Source organism: Gracilibacillus sp. D59 (assembly GCF_052246695.1).
In the GTDB taxonomy this organism is placed as follows: Bacteria; Bacillota; Bacilli; order Bacillales; family Amphibacillaceae; genus Gracilibacillus.
This window is the reverse complement of sequence record NZ_JBQQCK010000002.1, coordinates 637,183-660,250: the sequence shown is the minus strand read 5'-3', so window position 1 is coordinate 660,250 and position 23,068 is coordinate 637,183. Positions and strand designations below refer to the sequence as shown.

The following is a 23,068-nucleotide window of genomic DNA, read 5'->3' as shown; positions in this document are numbered from 1 at the left end:
TACTCCCACTTTAAAAAGATAGAATTATGTTATTAGTGGAGGCAGAATACGGAGACTCCTATGGGAACAGCACGAGCTGAAGATCCACTTGGTAAAGCGGTCTTCTTTACCAAGTTAGCTGAAGCCGTGCCCATGGAAAGCGCAGTATTCTGCCGGAGCGTTGCCATGGCACTCCCTTCAAGAAAGATTGGGAGAAAGCAAGTCCATGAAAAGTTATTGCGCAGTTTATGTTTTATGTGTTGTACCTTAAATATTCTATTGTGTTATCAAATTCAAAAGACGGGTATAATCAAGTAAGAGACTTTTTATTGTAGGTGTTGGTGATGAGCAAAAAGGTGTTCATTTTTATTATAGTATTTGTCCTCGTTGCTGGAATCGCTATTTTTCTATTGTTTTTCCAATCAGATAATAAAGAAAAAACAACTGATTCTACCTCTCAACCTAGCGAAGAAGTAACTGAAGAGACAGAAGAAGAAACAAATGAAGAAAACGAACAAGAATCCATTACACAAAGCGTGCGAAACGCTGTAAAGGAAGCACTCAACTTTTTTCAAAAGGATACACACATTGTCGCAATTGGTGATTCCTTAACCCAGGGAGTTGGCGATGAAACAGGCAATGGCGGCTATATTGGGATTTTAGATAAACGGTTGGACGAAAAAAACATAAACGTGACATTTGATAACTTTGGTAAACGTGGAAATCGCACAGATCACTTATTAAAGAGGTTAAAGAAAAATCCTGAGATTAATGAATCCTTAAAAAAAGCAGATCTGGTACTCATTACAATTGGCGCAAATGATATTATGCAAATTATGAAGGATAATTTTATGAATCTGAGAGAAGAACCTTTTATCGAAGGACGTGGGCCTTACGGTGAGCGGTTATCACAAATAATGGATCACATTATTGGTGTTCAACCAGAAGCAGAGATTTATCTGTTAGGCTTTTTCAACCCTTTTGAGAAGTATTTTGGTGATATTGAGGCATTAAATCAGATTTTGACTCGTTGGAATAATGAAAGCTTACAAGTTACGAATCAGTATGAACAGGTTCATTATATTCCGATGCAGGACATCTATCAGTATGAAACAGAGAAGGTCTTTTCTGATGATAATTTTCACCCAAATCACAAGGGGTACCAATTAATGGCAGAACGTGTTATTACTTATTTAGAGAATGGTTTACAAGAAGTTCAAAATTAAAGGATGACAATAATGGAAGAGAAAAAAATAACGAATTGGAAAAAACTATTTGTTACATTAGCTACAATTAATATTCTTCTTATTGTCGGGATTGTACTATTCCTATTTTGGCCAGTACCCGGTGCAGAACCACCAGAAAAGGTATTTCTTGAGGATAAATCGGGGGCGGAATTTACGATCCGCTCAAGTAAAGATAACTTGAATGAGCTAGTCAATGCTTATATTGAAAAATTACCGAAACTAGGTAATATTCAATATTCACTCCGGTTAGATGATGAAGTCCACTTGATGGGGACTGTTGAAGCTTTTTCAACAGAAGTACCGGTGAACATATCATTTGAGCCGATCGTACAAGAAAATGGTGATATCATTCTTCAGTCAACCGGGATGTCCTTAGGATTACTACGACTACCACAGGATCGTATTTTGCAATATGTTAGCAGTCGTGTGGAAACGCCTGAATGGATTACAATCAATCCAAAAGAAGAACATATTTATATCGCCTTAACTCAAATGGAATTAAAAAGTAATTTCCATATTAGAGCACAGCAAATTGATTTACTAAATGATAATATTTCTTTCCGTATTAAAGTGCCAAATGACACTTTAGGGTTATAAATGGCTGGGCTAGGCATACAAGTCTGGCCATTTTATTGTTCATTTTCGATTAATCCGTTTTGGTAAGCATAGACAGCAGCTTGGGTGCGGTCTTGCACTTCGAGCTTGCTTAAAATATTGCTGACATGGACTTTCGTGGTTTTTAATGCAATAAAAAGTTCATCTGCAATTTCCTGGTTGGTTTTTCCTTGAGCAATTAATAATAGGATTTCCATCTCCCGATTTGTTAAACTGTCATGTAAGTTCTTCGAATTTCGTCCACTGAATTTTGCCATCATTTTAGCTGTCACTTCTTTTTCCAGAACTGATTCACCTGCATAGGTGTCGCGAATTGCTTTGGCAATCACATATGCCTTCGAAGTTTTTAATAAATAGCTTGTTGCGCCAGCTTCTAATGCAGGGTAGACTTTATCATCGTCAATAAAACTAGTAACAATTAAAATCTTCGCTTCTGGCCATTTATTGATGATCTGGCGTGTTGCTTCGATACCATCCATCCCATCCATGACTAAGTCCATTAAAATTACATCTGGTTTATGTTCCAGAGCTAGTTCCACTGCTTTTTGTCCATTATCCGCTTCTGCAATAACATCGATATCTTCCTGCGTTGTCAAATAAGCACTCACACCGATTCGCACCATCTCATGGTCATCAACAAATAAGACTCGTATCATTTATTTCTCACCTTCTTCACTGATTAAAGGAACGCGCACTTCTACTTTTGTTCCTTCATTTGATAGACTTACCATGTTGAGGCGAGCACCCACTTCAGCCGCCCGTTCATACATATTAGTAAGCCCATAGGAACTGTCTTTTTTCTCTTGCACATTAAATCCGATACCATCGTCGACAATTCTTAGAATTAAAAAATCATCCCGTTCCATTAATAACACATCGATTGCAGAAGCTTTAGCATGTCTTAACGCATTGGAGATCGCTTCTTGTAAGATTCGGAACAGCTGATCTTCAATTCCCTTATTCACTTTAATTTCTTCTAAACGCCAGGATATATCCATGGGTACTTTGGCGTGAAGCTCTTCGAGTAATTGCTCCATTCCTTCATTTAATGATTTATCGTTTAATAAGACCGGGCGTAAATGTAACAGCAATGCACGCATTTCCAATTGTGCCTGTTGAATCATTGCTTCGATTTGGTACAGTTGTTTGGTTGTTGTTTCTTTTTGCTCTTTATTTGATGCAATCACAGCAGAAACAAGCATAGAAGCGGCAAAAAGCTCCTGACTGACAGAGTCATGTAACTCTCTTGCTAAACGATTACGCTCTTCTGAAATAACCTGATTAATCGTCTCTTCCTGCGCACTTGCTCTTTCATCGATTAATTTCTGGGTCCGCTTCGTTTGATCCTGAATGTATTGCTGTACTTCTTTTAATCGGCTAAGCACATGATTCATTTCTTCATAAGATACAGGATCCGAAAAAGATTGATTTTTAAGTAGTCTAGTTAAACTGTTTTCTAAAAACTGAATACGACGCTGCCAGATCACGGCTATAATAATACCAATTATCGAACCAAACAGAATCGTAACAGTCGGTAACATCACGACAAATGGAATCTCTAAAACTTTCGTCTTCCAAAGTAATTGCCAATTTTCGATTGGAAACGCCAAATAGTAAAACACACTCAAAATGATGAGAAGGAACAATGCAAACATAGACGCGGTTGCGATCATTCTAGTATATAATTTCATCCTCTTCTCACCTCAAGCTTTCCGGCAATCATTTGAGAAAAGATTTTTACCCTTTGAGATGAGCCGTGATATCCTTTTGTCTGCAGTTGGACATGTCGGTTGAAAGCATTTTTCTCCTCATGATCAAACGCTTCGATATCTCCAAATACAACAGTATGATCAATTGTAACCTCAACATCATATGGTACGATAATAACAATTTTTCCGGCAAAATGGCGAATAACCATGACTGACTCTTCTTTTGGCAGCATTGTATCGTTCAAATCGACTACTACATCACCGACAGCTGATTGAATATTCAAGTCCTGCCAAGAGAAGCCATTTTGAGTTGTATGATATTTGCCAAACCATTTATTTTGAATGACACGGTCCTCATACAATGTTTCTTCTGTCATATCAATGTAATTAGACTGTGGCTGTTTCTCCTTTTGCTTCTGTTGGTACCAATGCCAAATGAAATAAAGAATAATAACAAAAATAAAGAATCGAATCACAAATGTATTGATGACAGCAATAAAAACAATGAATGCACCACCCCAGAAAAGCGTTTTACCCGTAGTACTTTGAAAAGAACGTTTCCCGAAGTAGATCCCTACTGCCCCTAATGCAATAAGAAAAAGGAGGCCAGCATCCATAAAAATAAATTCTATGAGCAAAAATACACAACCGATTATCAGTAGAATTTTCAATAGATCATTGTTTGTTTTTTTTGACATGTCAACAGGCCTCCTTTTTGTGAATTTTTATACCGTTTAGAAATACTTGGCTTCTTGCCACGTTGATTGTCAACTATGCTGAAATTTTACCCTTTTCAAACATGTAATAAAAGGTGCAGGGTTTTCTGCACCTTTATAGGATAGCATGTTTTTAGTTAGTTGTTGTAGCCTTTTTTTCTAATTCTTGAAAGCGTGCGTCTAATGTATGCAAGCGGTAATCTGTTTGGACGCGTTGTTCAATTCTTTCAATATAGCTTTCAAGTTCCGCAAATTTAGAAGCGCTTTTGGAAACTAATTCTGTTTCCAGCACTTTGTTCATACCTTGTTTCGTACGGGCAATGTTTTCTCTGCTTCGTAATTCCAAACGTTTCACATAAAGATCTTTTAATTTTTGTTTCATTTGAACATATTTTGTCTCAAGCATTTCAAGATCTTTGATTGACTTATCGGACATTTCATTTAAATGAGAAACGCGTGCCTCGAATTGTTCTAATTCTGTTTTAGCTTCAGTAGCTAATTCTGTTTCTTGCATCTCTTCTGCTAATTGGACTTGACGTTTACGTTTTTCGACCATCATTTTTGCATGGTTTAATTCTTTGGCAATATCTTGTTTTATTTCATATTGTTTCTCAACCAATCGCTTGATTTTCTTTACTTCCTGCTCACACTCACGAATGTACTGATTAACGTGTGCGATTGGATTTTTCTCCTCTTTTCGATCCATTGCCTCGTGTAAATCTGCCATCACCGAATCTTTAATACGTGTAAATAAATTTGACATGTTATATTTCCTCCTTAGTTTTATTTAAAGCTTGTCCCACTCTAAGTAATCCCGACGTTCTTTTTCTTCCTGATATTTTTTATAGCTGTAATACAATACGACTAAAGCTACCACACCAATTAGTGCCGGTATGTTCGAAAGTGACATTGAAACACCAATTAAGATCACAATCCCCCAACCGACTTTCTTCCCAGTAGTATCCGCTAAAATGAATTTCTTCACACCGTAATAAGCAACTACCACACTGATTAATAGCATAATCATCGGGCCTAGGTTTGCTAGTAATATGATTGAGGCGATCACTGCTAAACTGATAAGTAAGAATGTTTTCAACTGCGTTCCCTCCTTCCATGTCTTAATGATAGCTTGTCCTATCGATTTGAGTAATGGGCTGCGGATATATTTTAGACTAAGACTAGAGGCTTATTTTGTGTAGGACTAGGTGGTAGTTATATGTATCACCTTAAGAAAAACTGAGCAAAGCCCGTCCACCCTTAACTATAAGCTAAGTACTAAGTAGGTCTGTGGCGATTGCTATTAATAGCCATTATGAAATATGTCGACCGTTTGACCACCACTACCCTTTCCGTGGGGTTTGCCCTTCAGCTAACTTTTTCGTGCAAAAATCGCTCAAAAAGTGGATCTTCAGGGCAAACAAGCCCCACAGGAGTTGAAGTGGGCGCCTTCGCTTAATGCATGTGCTACAACATTTGTCAGACCTTGCAACTTGATTTATTATCCCTCGTGAAAGTGCATAAATAAACTTATATGGTTAAAATACCAATATGTTTTTCTGATACTCTTTGTAGAAAAAGGTATAATTATTTTAGTTTATTTTACAAATCTTTGTTCTTCCTTTTTGGATTTGTCGTTTATCTTAGTTTATTCACGTTTGCCTTACTAAAAAAGGAAGGTGTGGCTTGAGTGTTAAAGTTCTTTGATATCAAATGAAATAACGCGTTCTGTTGTTGGATTATATACTACTGTTCCTCTAACCTTTATCCGTTCCTGAGTGTTTTGTAAGGAATATTCGTATACTTCTCTAACTCGATTTTGTGCCGGTTGTGTTTTTTCCACAAAATTATAATCTGTCACATTATAGTTCGGATAAGCAGTCTGTGTTACTTCTAATAAATACTTGCCCCATTTAACTTGCTCCAATTCCGGAGATGGTTGGAATTGAATAGAAAGCAAACCTACAGATGGGTTTGCACCTAATGCTTCAAATGCTCTGCGGTGCAAATTCAACCTTGTCGCCGGTGAATTGGGTACTGTATCAACAACCGTAACAATAACTTCTCTAGCATTTTGCGGATTTCTCACCTTAATGGTTTGGCCACACTGATATCGAGAATTGGTGCTAACAGCTACTGTCATGTATTGATTATAAGACCATGGAATATTACATTGTGTTACATTCCCGCCTTCTGTCCAGGTCGCCTGCCCACTGATAAGATTTTGACGGATATCGTCTCCATACATTTGATAATACGGATAGCCGTAATGGTAATATGGGTACATCTTCATTTCCTCCTAATTGTTTACTCAAAGTATTCTATGAATAGATAGGCAAATGTTGTGACAATTGGAATAGAGATAGTAAAAATATCTATTGAAAAGCTTTTCAATCCATAAAAAAAGAGCCTTGTTAAAGACTCTTGGAAAAAACAGGTATAAAAATAATTGCTGTTAGCTGTAAATCCTCTTCCATAATGGTACTTTCACTTCATAACCACCATGCTGTTGTAGGTAGATAGGTAAATCACCGTGATAAATTAACTCTAACATATTCCACTCTTTTAAATCCTGTGGTTTCACCAGACATGCCGGTTTCTCATCGACATAAATCCCTGCCTCCTTTAAAACAGTAACGACAAATTCCGAACAAAAATAAGCGTGCTCCCGTTGCCATTCCAAATTAAAAAGGACACCGAATAAACCTAACAGATTATAGCGATATTGATCTGTTTCAGCTTCCATTTTTTCGATCCGCTGCTTCAATACATAATATGTATCATCAGTTATCGTTAATTGATAGATTGCACATTGAGAATGGCTAAACAAAGGAGTGCGCAAATTTTCTCTAACAAATCCGCCAATCCAAGGATTATATGGATGCTTTCTCCCGAAACTGTAGACTTCTGTTAAAGATGTATCAAAAGCAATCGAAGCATGATTTAATGTTGACTTTGTACACAGATTAATCATACGTGACAAAAGCGTCCCTGTATCTGTGAAAAGAAGATAAACTTTTTTCATCTACACCCCCTCCTTCCATCTCTTTATGATAGTTTGTCTTATTGATTCGGATAATGGGCTGTGGATATATTTTGAAGTAAGACTTGAGGCGTATTTTCGATTGAAATCATTCATTTACTTTGGTTTTTTAAGTGGAAAAAAATACAATTTAAATGTAATTTTACTATAGTATATTTTTTATCATTGTGCAAGTGCGACTTGTCCGGAAAGTGTGTAAGTTATTTTGATTCTACATACAATGAAACGATAAAAAGTGGCGGGAATTATCCGCCACTTTACTTTATTTTTTCTTCAATCTAGCAAGTGCGTCTGCTAATGCAGTGTTGGTAAAGTCATCGTCCTGTTTTTTCAAGTATTTATTTACATCCCGTTTGTTTGCTTTGTTTTTTCCTTGTTTTTCTTTTCTTTTTTGGAATGAGGATAGTTTTTCACGATAACCACATACACAGGAAAAGGTTTGTCCTTCTCCCTGTCCACGTAAATCCATTCGTTTATGACATTTTGGACAGCGTGCATTTGTCTTCTTGGCAATCGGCTTCCGCTCTCCGCAGTCACGATCCTGACAGACAAGCATTCGTCCTTTTTTTCCATTTACTTCTAACATTAGCTTGCCGCACTTTGGACATTTTGTTCCTGTCATATTATCGTGTTTATACTTCGCATCGGTTGATTTCACCTGTTGCACGACTTCTTTTGTATAGTCTTTAATTTCATTAATAAAAGCTTCTTTCTTCAATTGGCCATTAGCGATTTGGTTCAGTTTTTTCTCCCATTCAGCCGTTAACAATGGCGAACGCAAATCAGCTGGTACAAGATCCAGTAACTGTTTACCTTTTGACGTCAGATATAAATACTTACCTTTTTTCTCGATGTAAAAGGTGTTAAATAACTTCTCGATAATATCCGCTCTTGTAGCAACAGTTCCTAAGCCACCAGTTGCTTGTAAGGTTTTTGTTGCGTGTTTTTCGTTTTGCTCCAGAAACTTCGCCGGGTTTTCCATTGCTTGTAATAAAGTACCTTCTGTTAAACGTTCTGGTGGTTTTGTTTCGCCTTCAACCAGCTTTAATGTCGGCTTGTCCCAGACATGTTTTTCTTTGATATTACTGATTTTTTGTTCGTCATCATCTTCATCATCATTGTTATAAACAGCTTTAAAGCCTTGATCAATCACATTTTTTCCGGTAGCCGTGAATGTTTCTCCTGCTATTTCTGCAGTTAACTGGATGTGTTCGTATTGAAATGGGGGTAGTAACACTGCTAAGAAACGCTTGATTACAAGATCATATATTTTTTGTTCCTGATCCGATAGCTTCGATAAATAAACCGGCTCTTCAGTCGGAATAATCGCATGGTGATCGGAAACTTTGGCATTGTCGACAAATGATTTATGTGCTTTGATCTGTTGTTTCTTAATTTTGTTTGCCGCCTTTGCGTAAGGACCTACTCCACAGCTTGCAACTCTTTCCTTTAATGTCGGTACAATATCTGTGGAAATATATTTTGAATCGGTACGTGGATAGGTTAATACCTTATGTTGTTCATAAAGCTTCTGCATAAGCGATAATGTTTGTTTCCCTGAGAAACCAAAGATACGGTTCGCATCCCGCTGTAGATCGGTTAAATCGTACAAAGTGGGAGCATAGTTCTTTTTATTCTTCTTGTCGATATTAGTGACGGTTAAAGCTTTATTTTGCAACCTGGATTGCAGTTCTTTTGCTTTTGATTGATCAAAAGAGCGTGTTTCTCCTTTTGAATTTCGCCATGTTAAGGTAATACCATCTTTTGTACGTGCTTTGATTTGATAGTATTTTTTCGGCTTGAATTGTTTAATTTCTTTTTCCCTTGCAGCAATCATCGCCAGTGTTGGTGTCTGGACACGACCACTGGATAACTGTGCGTTAAATTTAGTTGTTAATGCTCTTGTCGCATTTAAACCAACATACCAGTCTGCTTCCGATCGTGCGACTGCTGATTGGTATAAGTTTTCATACTGCTTTCCTGGCTTTAAATTTTGAAAGCCTTGTTTTATGGCTTGATCCGTTACAGAAGATATCCACAATCTTTTCACAGGCTTGTTCACTCGTACTTTTTCCAAAATCCAGCGAGCAACTAGTTCGCCTTCTCTTCCTGCATCTGTTGCGATCACTATCTCACTAACGTCTTTACGTATCACTTGGCTTTTAACTGCTTGAAATTGTTTGCCTGTTTTTTTGATTACGACTAATTTCAGTCGATCTGGCAGCATTGGCAATTCATCTAGCTTCCACGTTTTATATTTATTATCATAAGCTTCTGGATCAGCTAACGTTACTAAATGACCGAGTGCCCATGTTACAATATGTTTTGAACCTTCTAAATAGCCATTTCCTTTTTTGTTACACTGCAATACTCTTGCTATGTCACGGCCAACAGAAGGCTTTTCTGCTATTACTACTGTTTTACTCATTGATTCCAATCCTTCCTAATGCTTCATTCCTTCTACTTTAACATAATAATTCAAAATCGACACTCGTGTTTTCTTCCTACCGGATTGATGAATTAAAAAATCACAAAATAGATTTGTGGTACTCATGTTTTTTTAAATACACCCAAAAGGTGATCCACTATTCATTAGTGAAATACTTTGCTTCATAATATCATGGCCTTTCCCTCACTACATACCATTGTATCACTATTGCTGTTATAACCATGGTTTCTAGGTAGTTCTCTTGGCACGATTCCAAAGTATAACCTTGGAATCGATAACACCTTCAAGCGTTACATAAATTAGGATTAACGTAACGCTTAGCCGCTATATTAAATATAAGTTCATTTTATGCGGCTTTAGCGATACAATCAACCCCTTTACCGATACAAATTTATTGTGTATCGTAAAAGTAACATGAAAAGAGGAAGGGAATTACCATGCCAATTTCAATCAAACTAAAGGAAATCCTTAAGGAACGTGACCTATCACAGCGTGAATCAGCACGAATGACAGGGCTTCGCCCCAACACGATAAGCCATCTTTGTTCAGACAATGTGGACAGAGTTTATCTTTCGACACTAGAAACAGTATGCAAAGTGTTAGACATCGACATTCAGGAGTTAATCAAGGTGGAGTAGCCTCTTGCTCTAGTAATCGTTCTATGTACGGAAAAGTTGCGGAAAAATTTCAAAGGCAGTGAGAAAGCGAAGGTAAGGTTTTGGTGAATAAAAATGGTGTTAACTGATGATATTATGGTTATTTGCTTAACAGAATAAAGTGTAAATAGGGCATACATTTTAAAGGTATTGTACGTACTATATAATTCGTAAAAACATAATATGGGGCTTACAGGAGTTACTCATATTCTCTGAATAAAAAATGAACTATGCGTCACTGTGTAGCCCCACCAACAAAAAGAAACCTTGAAAGGCATTAAGCCAATCAAGGTTTTCTCTAAAAAACTATCTACAATTATTTATTCATAGTATTTTGGTGCTAATATAATCTTACTCATAACCGCCCATAAATTCCCTTCGAGGTTAGAGTCATTTGTATCTTCTACCCAAGCCTTCATACTTTCAAAATAAGAAGTTAGGTCTTGATTTTCCCAATCCTGACAATTTTCCTCAAAGTCATTTGTTAGTTTCTTTAAAAATACTATAAAATCTTCTTTTGATTTAATCTCGTCTACTTTCACAATAACACCTCTTTTTTTACCTTAGTCTTATACTCGTGCCATTATTTTAGTTGTCATTTTCCATCCAATTTGTTTTTGGACTAAGTCATTTGGTGCCCAAACTTGTGGTGGGTCAATACCTGCTTGTTTAAATGCATAAAGTCTTCGATTATCTAAAGAATACATGTTTCCGTCAGTATGTTGAAAGACCCTTATTGCAGGTATATCATTCTTATTTACACTACCATTCTTTAATCCTGTAGCTAAATCGTCAACTGTTCCACCATCTTTGAAAGATTTTTTTATACTATCTTGAGTATATCTAATATCTTTCTGACTAAATGTAGGATTTACCTTACCCTTACCAAAGAACTGCAAATCTACCCTTAAATTTTTGGTTGGTTTAGTATATCTAAAAGTATCTTTATTCCCAACTTTAATGCTCATATTTTTTGGAAGCGTAGACGTTGATGATTTCATTAAGCTCGATGTTAAGCCCGTACCCATTCCTATTGTGACAACATTTAAACTACTTAACCAATGTTCCTCAGATAATGGTTTTTCAGGAAAAATAGCTTGATCAACCGTTTCTACTAGGCCCATGGATGCCCAATTCATAAAGTCATATGGGGAGTCCATCATTTTCTTTGCTCTATCATTCAAACCAGTGTAGAAACCACCACTAACTCCCGACGTAATGTAATTGGTGAAATCATATACAGAATTTGACTTATTTCTATTCCTCTCTACCAATCCATCATAAACGGATTTCCCAATATTTCCAAAACTGTTGAACGATTTTTGGGTATATTGACCGATCTTATTCCAGTTCCCATAGCCAGATGATAAATAAGTTGTTCCTTCAAGAATATCTCTTGTATGCATGGGCCCTGTATTACCAATCTCATTAACATATTGTTGACTGACATGCGAAGTAGTTATAGAGTTAAACACTGCGCTTCGCACGCCTAGCAACGTACCACTTTCTGCTAGTATTTTCTCAAAGTTGGTCTCCATCATTTCTTCGGCGGTGATGACCGTTTCATTAGGACTGCGGGAAGTTCGATGATACTCATGATCTTCAAACGTACCACTTTGCTCCAAATAATCACCGCCTATCCCACCAAACCACCATCTATCCCAGATATGTTCTGCCCTATAATACCACGTTTCTTCTTTTACTTCATCCCACGTAATAATCTTTGCTTTATTGGTTGTCCTTTCTTTGTAATTTTCAGGCCGTGTATCTATAGCATAATCTTGATAGCGATATTCCCAACCTGCAACACGGTGTACGCCAGCTACTCTTTCTTCTATAAAGCTTTGTCTATCTAGTACTTCTTGCGGAATCTCCCCATAATGTTGTATCGGTTCTGCCGTTCTTCCCGTTGGATCCCAATACTTCATCGGATTGTTCATCACGTACGCATAACGGTTTTGAGATAACGGTTGATCGATTGTACCTTGATACGTATCCTCTTGGAGGAAGCGACCAACGGATGCATCATAGAAGCGTGCTTGCATATCGATGAGACCAGCATCTTGGTCGAATTGATGACCGGTATAACTACTCACATTATATGGAGCGGTGATTCCTGCATTGATACCACCGAAAGCATCATAACGATAACGCTCAATGACGTCTCCATGTCGATCTGTTAATTCACTTACCGTAGACATCCCATCATATTGGTGATACATCATTCCGCCTGTGGTTTTCATACTCGGATCATGACCCGGGATACTTCTACCATGATAGCCAAACATTTTTTGGGAGACGATCCTATAAACAAAGTCACACAAATAGGGATTAACGTAACGCTTAGCCGCTATATTATATATAAATTCATTGTATGCGGCTTTAGCGATACAATCAACCCCTTTACCGATACAAATTTATTGTGTATCGTAAAAGTAACATGCAAAAGGGGAAGGGAAATACCATGCCAATTTCAATCAAACTCAAGGAAATCCTTAAAGAACGTGACCTTTCACAACGTGAATTGGCACGAAAGACAGGGCTTCGCCCTAATACAATCAGCCATCTTTGTTCAGACAATGTGGACAGGGTTTATCTATCGACATTAGAAACAGTATGCAAAGTATTAGACATCAACATTCAGGAGTTAATCGAGGTGGAGTAGCCTCTTGTTATAGTCATCGTTCTATGTACGTAAAAGTTGCGAAAAAATTTAAAAGGCAGGGAGAAAGCGAAGGTATGGCTTTGAAGAATAGAAATGGTGGTAACTGATGATATTGTGATTATTTTCAGAAGGTACATTACATTAAATAGGGCATAAAATTTACAGTTGTGGTACGTACTATTTAATTCGTAAAAACATAATATGGGGATTACGAGCATTATGTCTATTCTCTGAATCACAAGCGTTTTATACGGCACTCCATACCCTAAAAATGGACGACTAACATAGCATTAGCCGTCCAATAAATTTATATAGCTGGATTTGCTTCCATTAATAAATTATCAGGTAAATTTAATAATTCATCGTCTGCTTTTAAAACTCTTGCGGTGGGATTTCCACTTTCTATAAATGAAAATGTATAGTGCTCTGTGCTATTTAACCTTCTGGCTGTAAACAATATTTCATAATTTCCTTCAGGTATATCAATTGCAACTGTTTCCATTACTGAACCAATCTCTATACCACCCTTGACAACTTTAAAAGGAACAACAATCGCTCTTATTATATCATCATCAATTTCTATTTTCTTTAACAGCTTGACAGTAATCTTACATTCACCATCACTAGATAGTGTACCAAAGGAAACTGAACCTTCTCTCCACGAAAAACCTTGATTTACATGAGTGTCATTCCAATCATTAAAAGGGTTATCAAGTCCATATTGAAACAATGCAATTTGTGAATAAAATATTTCAAACTCAAAAGAAAACTCACTCATTATATAATCCCTCCATTATTTCAGTCTTACTGTCGTTCCATCTGGATAATTTCTTAACTTATTCCCCAAATAAGCACCTGCACCTCTGTTATCAGATGGACTAACAGGTCTTACACTTACACCCATACCACCCTCTTTAAACATTGCTGGTGGGTATTCATCTAAATCCTTACCTGGAACTTTATCAAGACCACCTAAGCTATCTTTTCTTCGCAATTTTGCACCTGAACGGTCAATGGTTAGTGTGTCTGGATGACCTGCTTTTTGTGCGTCTTGGATATGCTTACTTGTTTCAGGATATCTATTACTAGGTATAGTAACTTCAACATCAGGATTTCTATTACCCTTGGTATTTAAATTAACTCCAATATTATCCCCTGCTACTGGTCCTTGACGATTTATAGGTCGTACAGAAGAAGTATTGTTGGATACATTCCTTGTTGCCTTGCTGAGATCGGCTACTTTCGATCCATACTTTATCCCGTTACCAACGTATCCTATGCCAGGAACGGCCGATAATGCGGATAATCCCGCATTTTTATAATCCCCTTCTACCGCATAATACAAGGCATTCGCAGAGTCCGCAATGATACCGATTCCCGGAACCATTCCTGCTACATCGAGTGAACCATGGATGATGTCACTCACTTGGGCTTTTTGGACCTTTTCCTTCACCCATGACGTCATTTTACCAAAGAAAGAGGAAGAGGAGTCATTGGTATCCCTCGACGGTTTTGATGGTTGTGAAACCGTTGGGATTACTTGATGACCATAGCCCTTTCGTATTGATCCAACTACATCCTGTGTTTGCATTGCCCCTGGCTTGGTCACTTCTTGCCTAAAGCTATTATGAGAAGTAGTGGTCTCCGTAAACATCATACTTCGAGCGCCTGGCAACGTACCACTTTCTGCTAGAATTTTCTCAAAGTTGGACTCCATCATTTCTTCGGCAGTAATAATCGTTTGATTTCCTTTTCGACTTTCCTTATAGTACTCGTGATATTCCGCGTACTCTTCAGGGTTATTCCACTCAATACGCTCACCATTCGGAGCATCTGTCCAAATATGTTTTGCCTTATAATACCATGTTTCGGACCTCACTTCATCCCATGTAATTATCTTTTCTTTATTTGTCGTATCTTCAAAATAATTTTCTGTCCATGAGTCCGTTACATGGTTCTGATAACGATACTCCCAACCTTCGTCATGACGATGAAATATTCTTTCCTCCACAAACGATGCCTCATGATTCAACACTTCCTGTGGAATATCCCCTTCATCATGCCTAATGATTTTTGGCGTTCTTCCCGTTGGATCCCAATACTTCATCGGATTGTTCATCACGTACGCATAACGGTTTTGAGATAACGGCTGATCGATTGTGCCTTGATACGTATCCTCTTGGAGGAAGCGACCAACGGATGCATCATAGAAGCGTGCTTGCATATCGATGAGACCGGCATCTTGGTCGAATTGATGTCCGGTATAACTACTCACATTATAGGGAGCGGTGATTCCTGCATGGATACCACCGAAAGCATCATAACGATAACGCTCAATGATGTCTCCATGTCGATCGGTTAATTCACTTACCGTAGACATCCCATCATATTGGTGATACATCATTCCGCCTGTGGTTTTCATACTCGGGTCATGACCCGGGATGCTTCTACCATGATAGCCAAACATTTTTTGGGATACGATCCTGTCATTTGGTCCTACATAATATTCTCCATAAGGGGAGCCTGTTTGACTATACTCTTTATGGATGCCTGTTGTCATTCCTTGATACAAGTAATGACTATCCACAATTTCCATCTTTTGTCTTCCGTTACCTTGTTTATATAACCCCCATGCATTGCCTTGCCCTGGATGCTCATCCCATTTTGGACCTTTGCCCTTGCCTGGATGTTTATTAGAATTATTTCCTTTTCCTTGTCCCGGGTACCGCTTCTTCTCTAGTCCAATACCTTTTCCTGGATGTTGGTTGCCTAATGGGTCATCTAATGATCGCCACATACCACTTTCTCTAGTTACTTTTCGATCTAAGGCATCATAACCATAGGTAACATAACTTTCATCCCCAAATAAGACAGACCTTAAACGATTAGTCGCGTCATACGTATACGTTGTTTCGTCCTCTTCTTTAACTTCTTTAATCAAGTTCCCATTTTTGCCGTACTCATATCGGGTGTCTCCCGCTTGTAAAAGCTGGTTGTTTTCATTATACGAGTAGGAAATTTTGTTACCATCCACTGTTTCCGTTAGACGGTTTCCAACAGCATCATAGGTATAGCTTATTTTCTTTGCTGGATCCATTAAATATTTTGGTTCGTTAAATCCATTGTCGGAAGTCTCGACTTCTTTTTCTGCAGCTTTCAAGTTAAAAGAATTAAACCAACTGATAATTCCATTCCATAAGTCTTTGATTCCGTTCCAAATACCTTTAAAGAAGTTAGCTACGGCTTGACCCATTTTTTGGAAGAAACCTGATTCCTCTTCTATGTTATCATCTTTTTCTGTTTCACTCTGACTTCCATCAGAACCATCATTTCTTGTTACATCATTAACCTCTTCATTTGCATCATTTATTTTTTCAGTTGATGGGTTAGCATCTAATTCGTCGGTAGCGTCACCCGTATCTGGAACAACGTCAGTAGTATCAAAAGCACTCGATGTTACTACTGGTGATTTCTCTTCTTCTGTTGTGTCTTCATTTAACTTAGGTGTATCTTCTTCTACTGTGTCTTCATTTAATTTCTTGGTATCCTCTTCTGTATGGTCCTCTTCCTCATTTAGGTGATGTTTTCGGTTCTCTGGAAAATTTGGCTCTTCCTTTACCTCTTCTATCTTATCAACAGGATATTGCACTTCTGTCAATCGATTAAGCGCATCATACGTATAGTTTGTGATGGCTCCATCCTCTTCGGTTTGCTTTACTCGATTACCAGCATCATCGTAAGCATATGTAAAGGATGAAATAACACCATTTTCTCCTTGATTCTTGATTGTTTCTAGATGACCATCAGATGTATAGGATTGTGAAATCGAGTTTCCATTAGCTAGTTGTTGTTCTTTTACACGACCTAATCCATCATATTGAAAAGTACTAGTATTTTCATCGGGATCCATCATTTCCGAGATAAGGTTCCGTTTATTATACTGATAAGAAATGGTTCGATCCTCACTATTAGTCATTTCAATTATATTGCCTACTGCATCGTAAGAAAAAGATAAGCCTTTATCGATAGTATCATTTCGTTGGACAGTTAGACGATCTAGGGCATCGTATTCGAAAGTATCCTTAGAATCAGGGGATTCCATCGATACAAGCCGGCCTGCTTTGTCGTAGCTATATGACTGTTTAAGTCCGTCGATATTTTTTTCACTAACTTGTCCACGCTTCGTATAAGCATACTCGATTGTTTGCACATTACGATTCGTTTCTTCCGTAAGCTGGCCAGCCTTATCATATTGATAGTTGTGAACATTACCTAATCCGTTCACCTCTTGTGTAACACGATTGTTCAAGTCATAGCCCCACTGCCTCGTATTACCATTTGCATCAGTTGCTTTCGTTATATTTCCAGTAGGGTCATATTGATATGCGGTCCGACCTTCTAACGGGTCGGTTACACTGACTAACTGATTCAATGCATCGTATTCATATTTTGTCGAATGACCTAATGGATTGGTTTGAGATACCACGTTTCCTTCCGCATCATAGGCATAGCTCCATTCTGAACCACTCGGCATCTCCTCTTCTATCAAACGAGATAGTGCATCATATTCGTAATTGGTTGTATAGCCTAACGAATTGGTCTCCTTTATAATATTCCCGGAAGCATCATAATCCCATGATGTTTTATATTCATCAGCATCTACATATTGCACCAGTTGATCGATTGCATCATATTTATATTGTTCCTGACGACCGAGGGCATCTGTTTCCTGTATAAGGTTCCCATTCGGATCATACTTATAGGAGGTCTCCTCATCCATTGGATCTGTGATATTAGTAAGCCACCCTTTATCATTATATTGATAATGCCATGTTCGCCCATCCTCCGTAGATTGTTCCGTCATCCTTCCTAAAGCATCATATTCATATACAGTTTCAAACCCAATTGGATCAATTTCCTTCACTAATTGCCCTTGAGAATTATATCGATAAGCTTGACTATTACCATTAGGATTTAGAACTTTTGTGATGCGGTTTAGTGCATCATATTCATACTTCCATTCTCCACCCTCTGCATCTTTCTCTAATACTCGATTACCAAGTGCGTCATACGCATAATGTATCTCTGCACCTCTTGCATCTGTCACCTTAGTCAGACGATAATTGTCATCATATTCATAAACAGTCTCTTGTCCAAGTGGGTTGACTTCCTTGGTAACATTACCTACTACATCATATGCGTAGCTTGTCTTTTGATTATTTCGATTAATCACAGCTGTCATATTGTCCATGGCATCGTACTCATACTGATATGCATTACCAAGAGGATCTGTCTCCGAAATCGTACGTCCTAACGCATCGTATTCGTACGATGTTGTTCGGCCATCTGCATCTGTGACTTGTTTTTCTTGGTTTAACAAGTCATATTGAATGGATGTTTGATCACCTAGACTATTGGTGATAGTAGCAACTCCGTTCTTATCATCAAAACTATAGGTCGTAGTTTGACCACGGAAATTGGTTTCACTTGTTAAACGTTTCAATGGATCATAAGTAAACGATTCTTTATTTCCCAAGACATCGGTATGTTGTACCACATTACCTAATGCATCATACGCAAAAGATTCCTTTTGACCACGGGCATCCGTAATCTTAATGATTCGACTTAATTCATCATACGCATATGTGGTCGTAGCTCCTTCTGCGTTTGTTACTTCTACAGGTTGTCCTAAGGAATCATATTGATAATCTATTTGATTCCCTAATGGATCTGTTATAGATTCCACTTCACCTGAGTCAGTATAAACATACTTTGTTTCATTGCCTTTTGGATCTGTTTCTTTTACTACTTGATCTAACGGATTATACTCCCATTGATAGGCAAATCCCATCGCATCTGTTTGTGATATTTTTCTTCCTACTTGATCGTATTGATAGGTAGTTGTATTTCCATTCGGATCTGTCTGCTCTGTCATTCGTCCGAGTGCATCATATGCTAAGGTCCATACTTTGTCTGAAGGATCTATCACCTTGCTTATGTTACCACTTGGTGTATATTGATACTTTGTTGTTTGGCCTAGTGCATCCACTACTTTCACTAGACGACCTGCTGCATCATATTCACTTGAAGTTGTATTCCCTTTAGCATCTGTCACAGAGAGTTGTCTGCCTAATGCATCATATTTATAGGAAGTAATAGCACCTCTGTGATTCTCGATTTCCTTTAATTGACCAAATTGGTCATAACGATAGGATTCAATTAAACCAAGCGCATTCTTAATAGTTTTCACCCTACCAAGTGCATCATAGGTATAGGAAGTGGCATTTCCTTCTTCATCAATTTCTTTCGTCATTAAATCATGCTCATTATATCTCCATTCGTATGTATCGCCTAAAGGGTTCTCCTTTTCTACTAATCTACCAAGTTGGTCGTACGAAAACGAAGTGACGTGTCCTTTAGGATTCGTAATCGATATTAACTGGTTATCTTTATTGTATTGATAAATAGTTTTTTTAGAGTCAGGTCGTACATACGTCACTTGATTATTTTCTTGATTATACTGCCATTGATGCGTACGATTTCCTTTATCGACCATTTTCGTTAAGCGATTAAAGTCATCATAGATAAAAGCGACTGTTCGATCACTTGGATCTGTTTGTTCCTTTATCCGATTTTTTTGATCATAGGAATAAGAGGTAATTCCTCCTAAAGGGTTTTTTTCTTCGATTAACCGACCTGCATTGTCATAGGTGTAGCTTGTCACACCTCCACTCGGATCAACCGATTCTATCATTCTTCCTTGCCCATCATAGGTGAAGGAAGTGGTTTCCCCAACACCATTTGTCGTACTTTTCAGCCAACCAGCTTTATCATACGTGTATTTCTCTACTGCTCCGTCTGGCAATTTCTTTTCTACAAGATTCTGATTGGCATCATATGTATAAGACGTTACCGTTCCCTTTGGATGATGGGTTTCTTTCAATAACCCGACGGTATTATACACATACTCTGTTTTATTACCAGTAGGATCGATCCATTCCTTCTGACGACCTGCTGCATCGTATTGCCAATAGTTTGTGCGACCAAAAGGATCGATAGACTTTATGCGATTACCTAACACATCATACGTATAGGACATTGTACGGTCATACTGATCAGTTATTTCTTGAATATTTCCTCGTTTATCATAGGTATATTCAAAGCTTTTCTTACTACTTCCACTTTTCATTTCAACTGTTTTCACTCCAAATGGACCATACGTGTACACGATGGTTTCCGTTGGAGCTTCTACTTGAACCACTCTACCAAGCTTGTCCCTCGTTAGAATAGTAGTTTCCTCTTGAGGGTTAGTAACGGTTTCGACATAACCTAACTTATTATACGTGTAAGCAGTTGTGCCATTTGGGCCTTCTATCCTTTCTAGCTGTCCTTTCGGATTATAAAAGTAAGTAGTAGTTCGGCCAACAGGGTCTGTAATAGTCTCCACCTGTCCAATTGCATTATAAGTAAAACTTGTCTTTACACCCTTTCCCGCATCCTCCGTTAATGCGTTCCCTTGTGCATCATACGTAAAGGCTATACTAGTCCCGTTAGGGCGTTTCTCCAAGATGACACGTCCGAGATCATCGTAAGAATAGCTTGTTTTATGTTGGGAGGGATCAATCACTTCTTCCACTAATCCTTGATCGTTATATACCAACTTGGTTACATGATCATCCTCATCAATTATTTTCGTCATCAAACCTTTGTTATCATATTCAAAGGTCATCGAAATGCCTGTTGCATCTATTCGTTTAACGAGATTTCCTTGAGTATCATATTCAAAGGTTGTTTCTCCCCCGAGAGGATCTGTTATTTTCGTAGGCTGTTTCCATTTTTCATGATATTCATAAACAGTTTTTCCTCCACCTAAATTTACTTGCTCTGTTTGATTACCTTTTTCATCATATGCATAGCTAATTGTTCCTCGTTCTGATTGAATTTTTTCCAAATTTCCATCTGCATCATAGGTGTAATTGGTAACAGCGCCTAGCGGATTTTGCATGCTAGTTATGTTACCATCTTGATGTTCGTAAACCCAGGCGCCGTCACTGATGTCTGTGACCGTTGTTTTTCCATTGGCATAAGAAATATTGAAATAAGTTTCACCAAATAGTTCTACACTAGTTACTTGGTTTTCTGCATTGTATGAAAATTCAAATGTTTTTTTCCCTTCTGTTACTGTAACAATGCGATCTGATGAATCATATCCATATTGAATGATACGGCCATCAGCTTGTTTCACTTTCTCTAACCGACCCTGAGTATCATATGTATAATCAACGGTGCGGCCAAATGGATCTTTTATTTGAACAATGACTTGATTATTCCAGTCAATCGTGATAGTACGACCAGTAGTATCTGTAACAGTCGATACTCTTCCTTGGTTATCATACTCATAATGGAACTTGTTTCCATAACGATCTTGATATTGAATCATCTTTCCTGCTTTAGCGTCTTGTTCATCACGCCATGCAGCATAATAACCATAGTAGGTCAATTTCGTACCATTAGCATGTGTTACCACATATTCATGCTGATTCACCCGTTCTATTGACACATCTTTTTCTGACTTTTCATAGTAGCCTTTATCTAACTCATAATTAATCATGGGATCATCGTCATAGCTTGTCACATAGGCATCCTCATTTTCCATAACGAAATCGTATGTATGGACACTGCCATCTAGCCTACTTTCACCCAGGTCATAACCTGCATACATTTCTAGTTTTGAGTCCATATTAATCTGCCAGCCTTGACCTAGTTCACCTGTACTGTCATCATCTGCTAAGTAGGTTCGTTCAATCACATAATCCATACCGATCCCTGGTAAAGATAGATCGGTACTATCCAACTTTACAAACCCAGACATAACATCAACTGGATTTTCAATTGGGTAAGATCGTTCATTCGTGGTAGTGGTAGCTTCTCTTTGTTGTGGTGCAGTTGATGGTGCCATGTTTCCTTCTAGCGCAGCAGGCAATGGGGGGTGAATATTCCCTGTCGGACTTGGTATTGACATAGGGCCTTGCTCTGTGCGAGGCATAAAGTCCATGATTGAATTTGGATTCATCAAATCAGCAAGCTCATCGACATTAGATGTTGCCTGACTTTGCATGCTGTTCGGATAAATCGGTAGACTTGTAAAAATAATAAGAAATACTAATAATAAGACCAAAACTTTCTTCAGCATTTGGAAAAATTCCATACAAAACATAAGCTCCTTTTTCTCTAATTTATCTAGGAGGTTTTTCTTGTTGCAGTATACTTTTTAAACATATAAAAAGCATTCTAAGCTTATAACAACTTAGAATGCTTTCATACTTCTTCATAGCAGCCCAGCCGTCATAACATTTCACCAATGCTTTAGACCTGTGGTTTTGCGCCCTTACCTTTCGATAAGTTTGCCTAGAGGTACAAGTGATTTAATACCTACATCTATTTACTTATAACAACATGACTACAATCATACGCACCATATACATATAAGTCAATATACACATGGACAATTATATATTATAAGGTTCAAAAGTCTTTAATTATAACCGTTTATTTCCATTTGAAGGTGTGATAAACTTTTAGTTATGAGAGGGAGAAGAAGGTGTTGGAATAGACGAATAGTCTTGAAATGATTTTTTGGAAGTTTTGAGTTGGGAAAATAACCCATACCAGCATCCATGTACTATGTAAGTAACCACACCAACATTGACATGGAGGTACTGTTATGAGCAATAACAGTACCTTCTATAGTTCTAACGAAATCATTTCTCAAACTAAACCTCATGTTCCGTCGGTAAGAAAACTTGGACAAGATCAGTTATTATTTGAATTGGACTAAATGTTTCAATCGGAAAAAGGTGAAGGTGATTAACGATGAACAAAATATATGCTGTTGTCAACAAAGAGAAATATAGTACCATCTCTCTTTTATTTTTTCTTTTCCATAACCGTTTGGCATCGATAATTATAAGCAAGATAAATATAATTGATAG

At 37.7% G+C, this 23,068-nt stretch carries 16 protein-coding genes and 1 riboswitch; of the genes, 4 read left to right on the top strand and 12 right to left on the bottom strand.

All coding sequences use genetic code 11. The features are described from left to right. Positions 1 to 323: 323 nt before the first annotated feature. The gene (locus tag ACTWP4_RS06175) at positions 324 to 1,205 is read left to right on the top strand and encodes an SGNH/GDSL hydrolase family protein (RefSeq protein WP_443127883.1); all 882 of its coding nucleotides are present in this window, start codon (positions 324 to 326) and stop codon (positions 1,203 to 1,205) included. Between the two features lie 12 nt (positions 1,206 to 1,217). Further along, positions 1,218 to 1,823 carry a YpmS family protein gene (locus ACTWP4_RS06170; protein WP_443127882.1) on the top strand — a complete coding sequence of 202 codons (606 nt, stop codon included), beginning with the start codon at positions 1,218 to 1,220 and terminating at the stop codon, positions 1,821 to 1,823. Between the two features lie 32 nt (positions 1,824 to 1,855). On the opposite strand, the gene ACTWP4_RS06165 is transcribed toward ACTWP4_RS06170, so the two are convergent. The 8 genes from ACTWP4_RS06165 to ACTWP4_RS06130 all read right to left on the bottom strand — a co-directional run bounded on the left by ACTWP4_RS06165 (position 1,856) and on the right by ACTWP4_RS06130 (position 9,734). Further along, positions 1,856 to 2,497 carry a response regulator gene (locus ACTWP4_RS06165; RefSeq protein WP_443127881.1) on the bottom strand — a complete coding sequence of 214 codons (642 nt, stop codon included), beginning with the start codon at positions 2,495 to 2,497 and terminating at the stop codon, positions 1,856 to 1,858. Then, positions 2,498 to 3,532 (bottom strand): sensor histidine kinase, encoded by a 1,035-nt coding sequence (locus ACTWP4_RS06160; RefSeq protein WP_443127880.1) that lies wholly within the window; start codon positions 3,530 to 3,532, stop codon positions 2,498 to 2,500. Next, positions 3,529 to 4,248, bottom strand: a complete 720-nt coding sequence (gene liaF, locus ACTWP4_RS06155) for a cell wall-active antibiotics response protein LiaF (RefSeq protein WP_443127879.1) — start codon at positions 4,246 to 4,248, stop codon at positions 3,529 to 3,531. Before liaF ends, ACTWP4_RS06160 begins: the two co-directional genes overlap by 4 nt. Before the next feature lie 151 nt (positions 4,249 to 4,399). Continuing rightward, positions 4,400 to 5,029, bottom strand: a complete 630-nt coding sequence (locus ACTWP4_RS06150; RefSeq protein ID WP_443127878.1) for a PspA/IM30 family protein — start codon at positions 5,027 to 5,029, stop codon at positions 4,400 to 4,402. A 24-nt stretch (positions 5,030 to 5,053) separates the two neighbouring features. Beyond that, a complete protein-coding gene (locus ACTWP4_RS06145) occupies positions 5,054 to 5,362 on the bottom strand; it encodes a lmo0954 family membrane protein (RefSeq protein ID WP_443127877.1) in 309 nt (102 codons plus the stop codon). A 594-nt stretch (positions 5,363 to 5,956) separates the two neighbouring features. Continuing rightward, positions 5,957 to 6,550, bottom strand: coding sequence for a DUF3889 domain-containing protein (locus tag ACTWP4_RS06140; protein ID WP_443127876.1), 594 nt, complete (start codon positions 6,548 to 6,550; stop codon positions 5,957 to 5,959). 168 nt (positions 6,551 to 6,718) lie between these two features. Beyond that, positions 6,719 to 7,288: a hypothetical protein gene (locus tag ACTWP4_RS06135; RefSeq protein ID WP_443127875.1), complete on the bottom strand. Its 570-nt coding sequence runs from the start codon at positions 7,286 to 7,288 to the stop codon at positions 6,719 to 6,721. 280 nt (positions 7,289 to 7,568) lie between these two features. Next, positions 7,569 to 9,734: a DNA topoisomerase III gene (locus ACTWP4_RS06130; RefSeq protein WP_443127874.1), complete on the bottom strand. Its 2,166-nt coding sequence runs from the start codon at positions 9,732 to 9,734 to the stop codon at positions 7,569 to 7,571. 458 nt (positions 9,735 to 10,192) lie between these two features. Between ACTWP4_RS06130 and ACTWP4_RS06125 the strand changes: the two genes are divergently transcribed. Beyond that, positions 10,193 to 10,393, top strand: coding sequence for a helix-turn-helix domain-containing protein (locus ACTWP4_RS06125; protein ID WP_443127873.1), 201 nt, complete (start codon positions 10,193 to 10,195; stop codon positions 10,391 to 10,393). Between the two features lie 338 nt (positions 10,394 to 10,731). Here the strand turns inward: ACTWP4_RS06125 and ACTWP4_RS06120 are convergent, their stop codons facing one another. Beyond that, positions 10,732 to 10,953, bottom strand: a complete 222-nt coding sequence (locus tag ACTWP4_RS06120; RefSeq protein WP_443127872.1) for a DUF7660 family protein — start codon at positions 10,951 to 10,953, stop codon at positions 10,732 to 10,734. 27 nt (positions 10,954 to 10,980) lie between these two features. After that, positions 10,981 to 12,699 carry an RHS repeat-associated core domain-containing protein gene (locus ACTWP4_RS06115; protein WP_443127871.1) on the bottom strand — a complete coding sequence of 573 codons (1,719 nt, stop codon included), beginning with the start codon at positions 12,697 to 12,699 and terminating at the stop codon, positions 10,981 to 10,983. Between the two features lie 176 nt (positions 12,700 to 12,875). Here ACTWP4_RS06115 and ACTWP4_RS06110 point away from each other — a divergent pair, with 176 nt between their 5' ends. Beyond that, positions 12,876 to 13,076 carry a helix-turn-helix domain-containing protein gene (locus tag ACTWP4_RS06110; RefSeq protein ID WP_443127870.1) on the top strand — a complete coding sequence of 67 codons (201 nt, stop codon included), beginning with the start codon at positions 12,876 to 12,878 and terminating at the stop codon, positions 13,074 to 13,076. A gap of 307 nt (positions 13,077 to 13,383) precedes the next feature. Here ACTWP4_RS06110 and comJ read toward each other — a convergent pair whose 3' ends face one another. Together comJ and ACTWP4_RS06100 are read right to left on the bottom strand one after the other, a co-directional pair. Then, complete coding sequence (comJ, locus tag ACTWP4_RS06105; protein ID WP_443127869.1) at positions 13,384 to 13,854, bottom strand: competence protein ComJ; 471 nt, start codon at positions 13,852 to 13,854, stop codon at positions 13,384 to 13,386. Positions 13,855 to 13,869: 15 nt separating this feature from the next. Next, on the bottom strand, positions 13,870 to 22,284 hold the full coding sequence (locus tag ACTWP4_RS06100; RefSeq protein WP_443127868.1) for an RHS repeat-associated core domain-containing protein: 8,415 nt from the start codon (positions 22,282 to 22,284) through the stop codon (positions 13,870 to 13,872). A 121-nt stretch (positions 22,285 to 22,405) separates the two neighbouring features. Continuing rightward, positions 22,406 to 22,495: riboswitch (cyclic di-GMP riboswitch) on the bottom strand. Between the last annotated feature and the right edge of the window lie 573 nt (positions 22,496 to 23,068).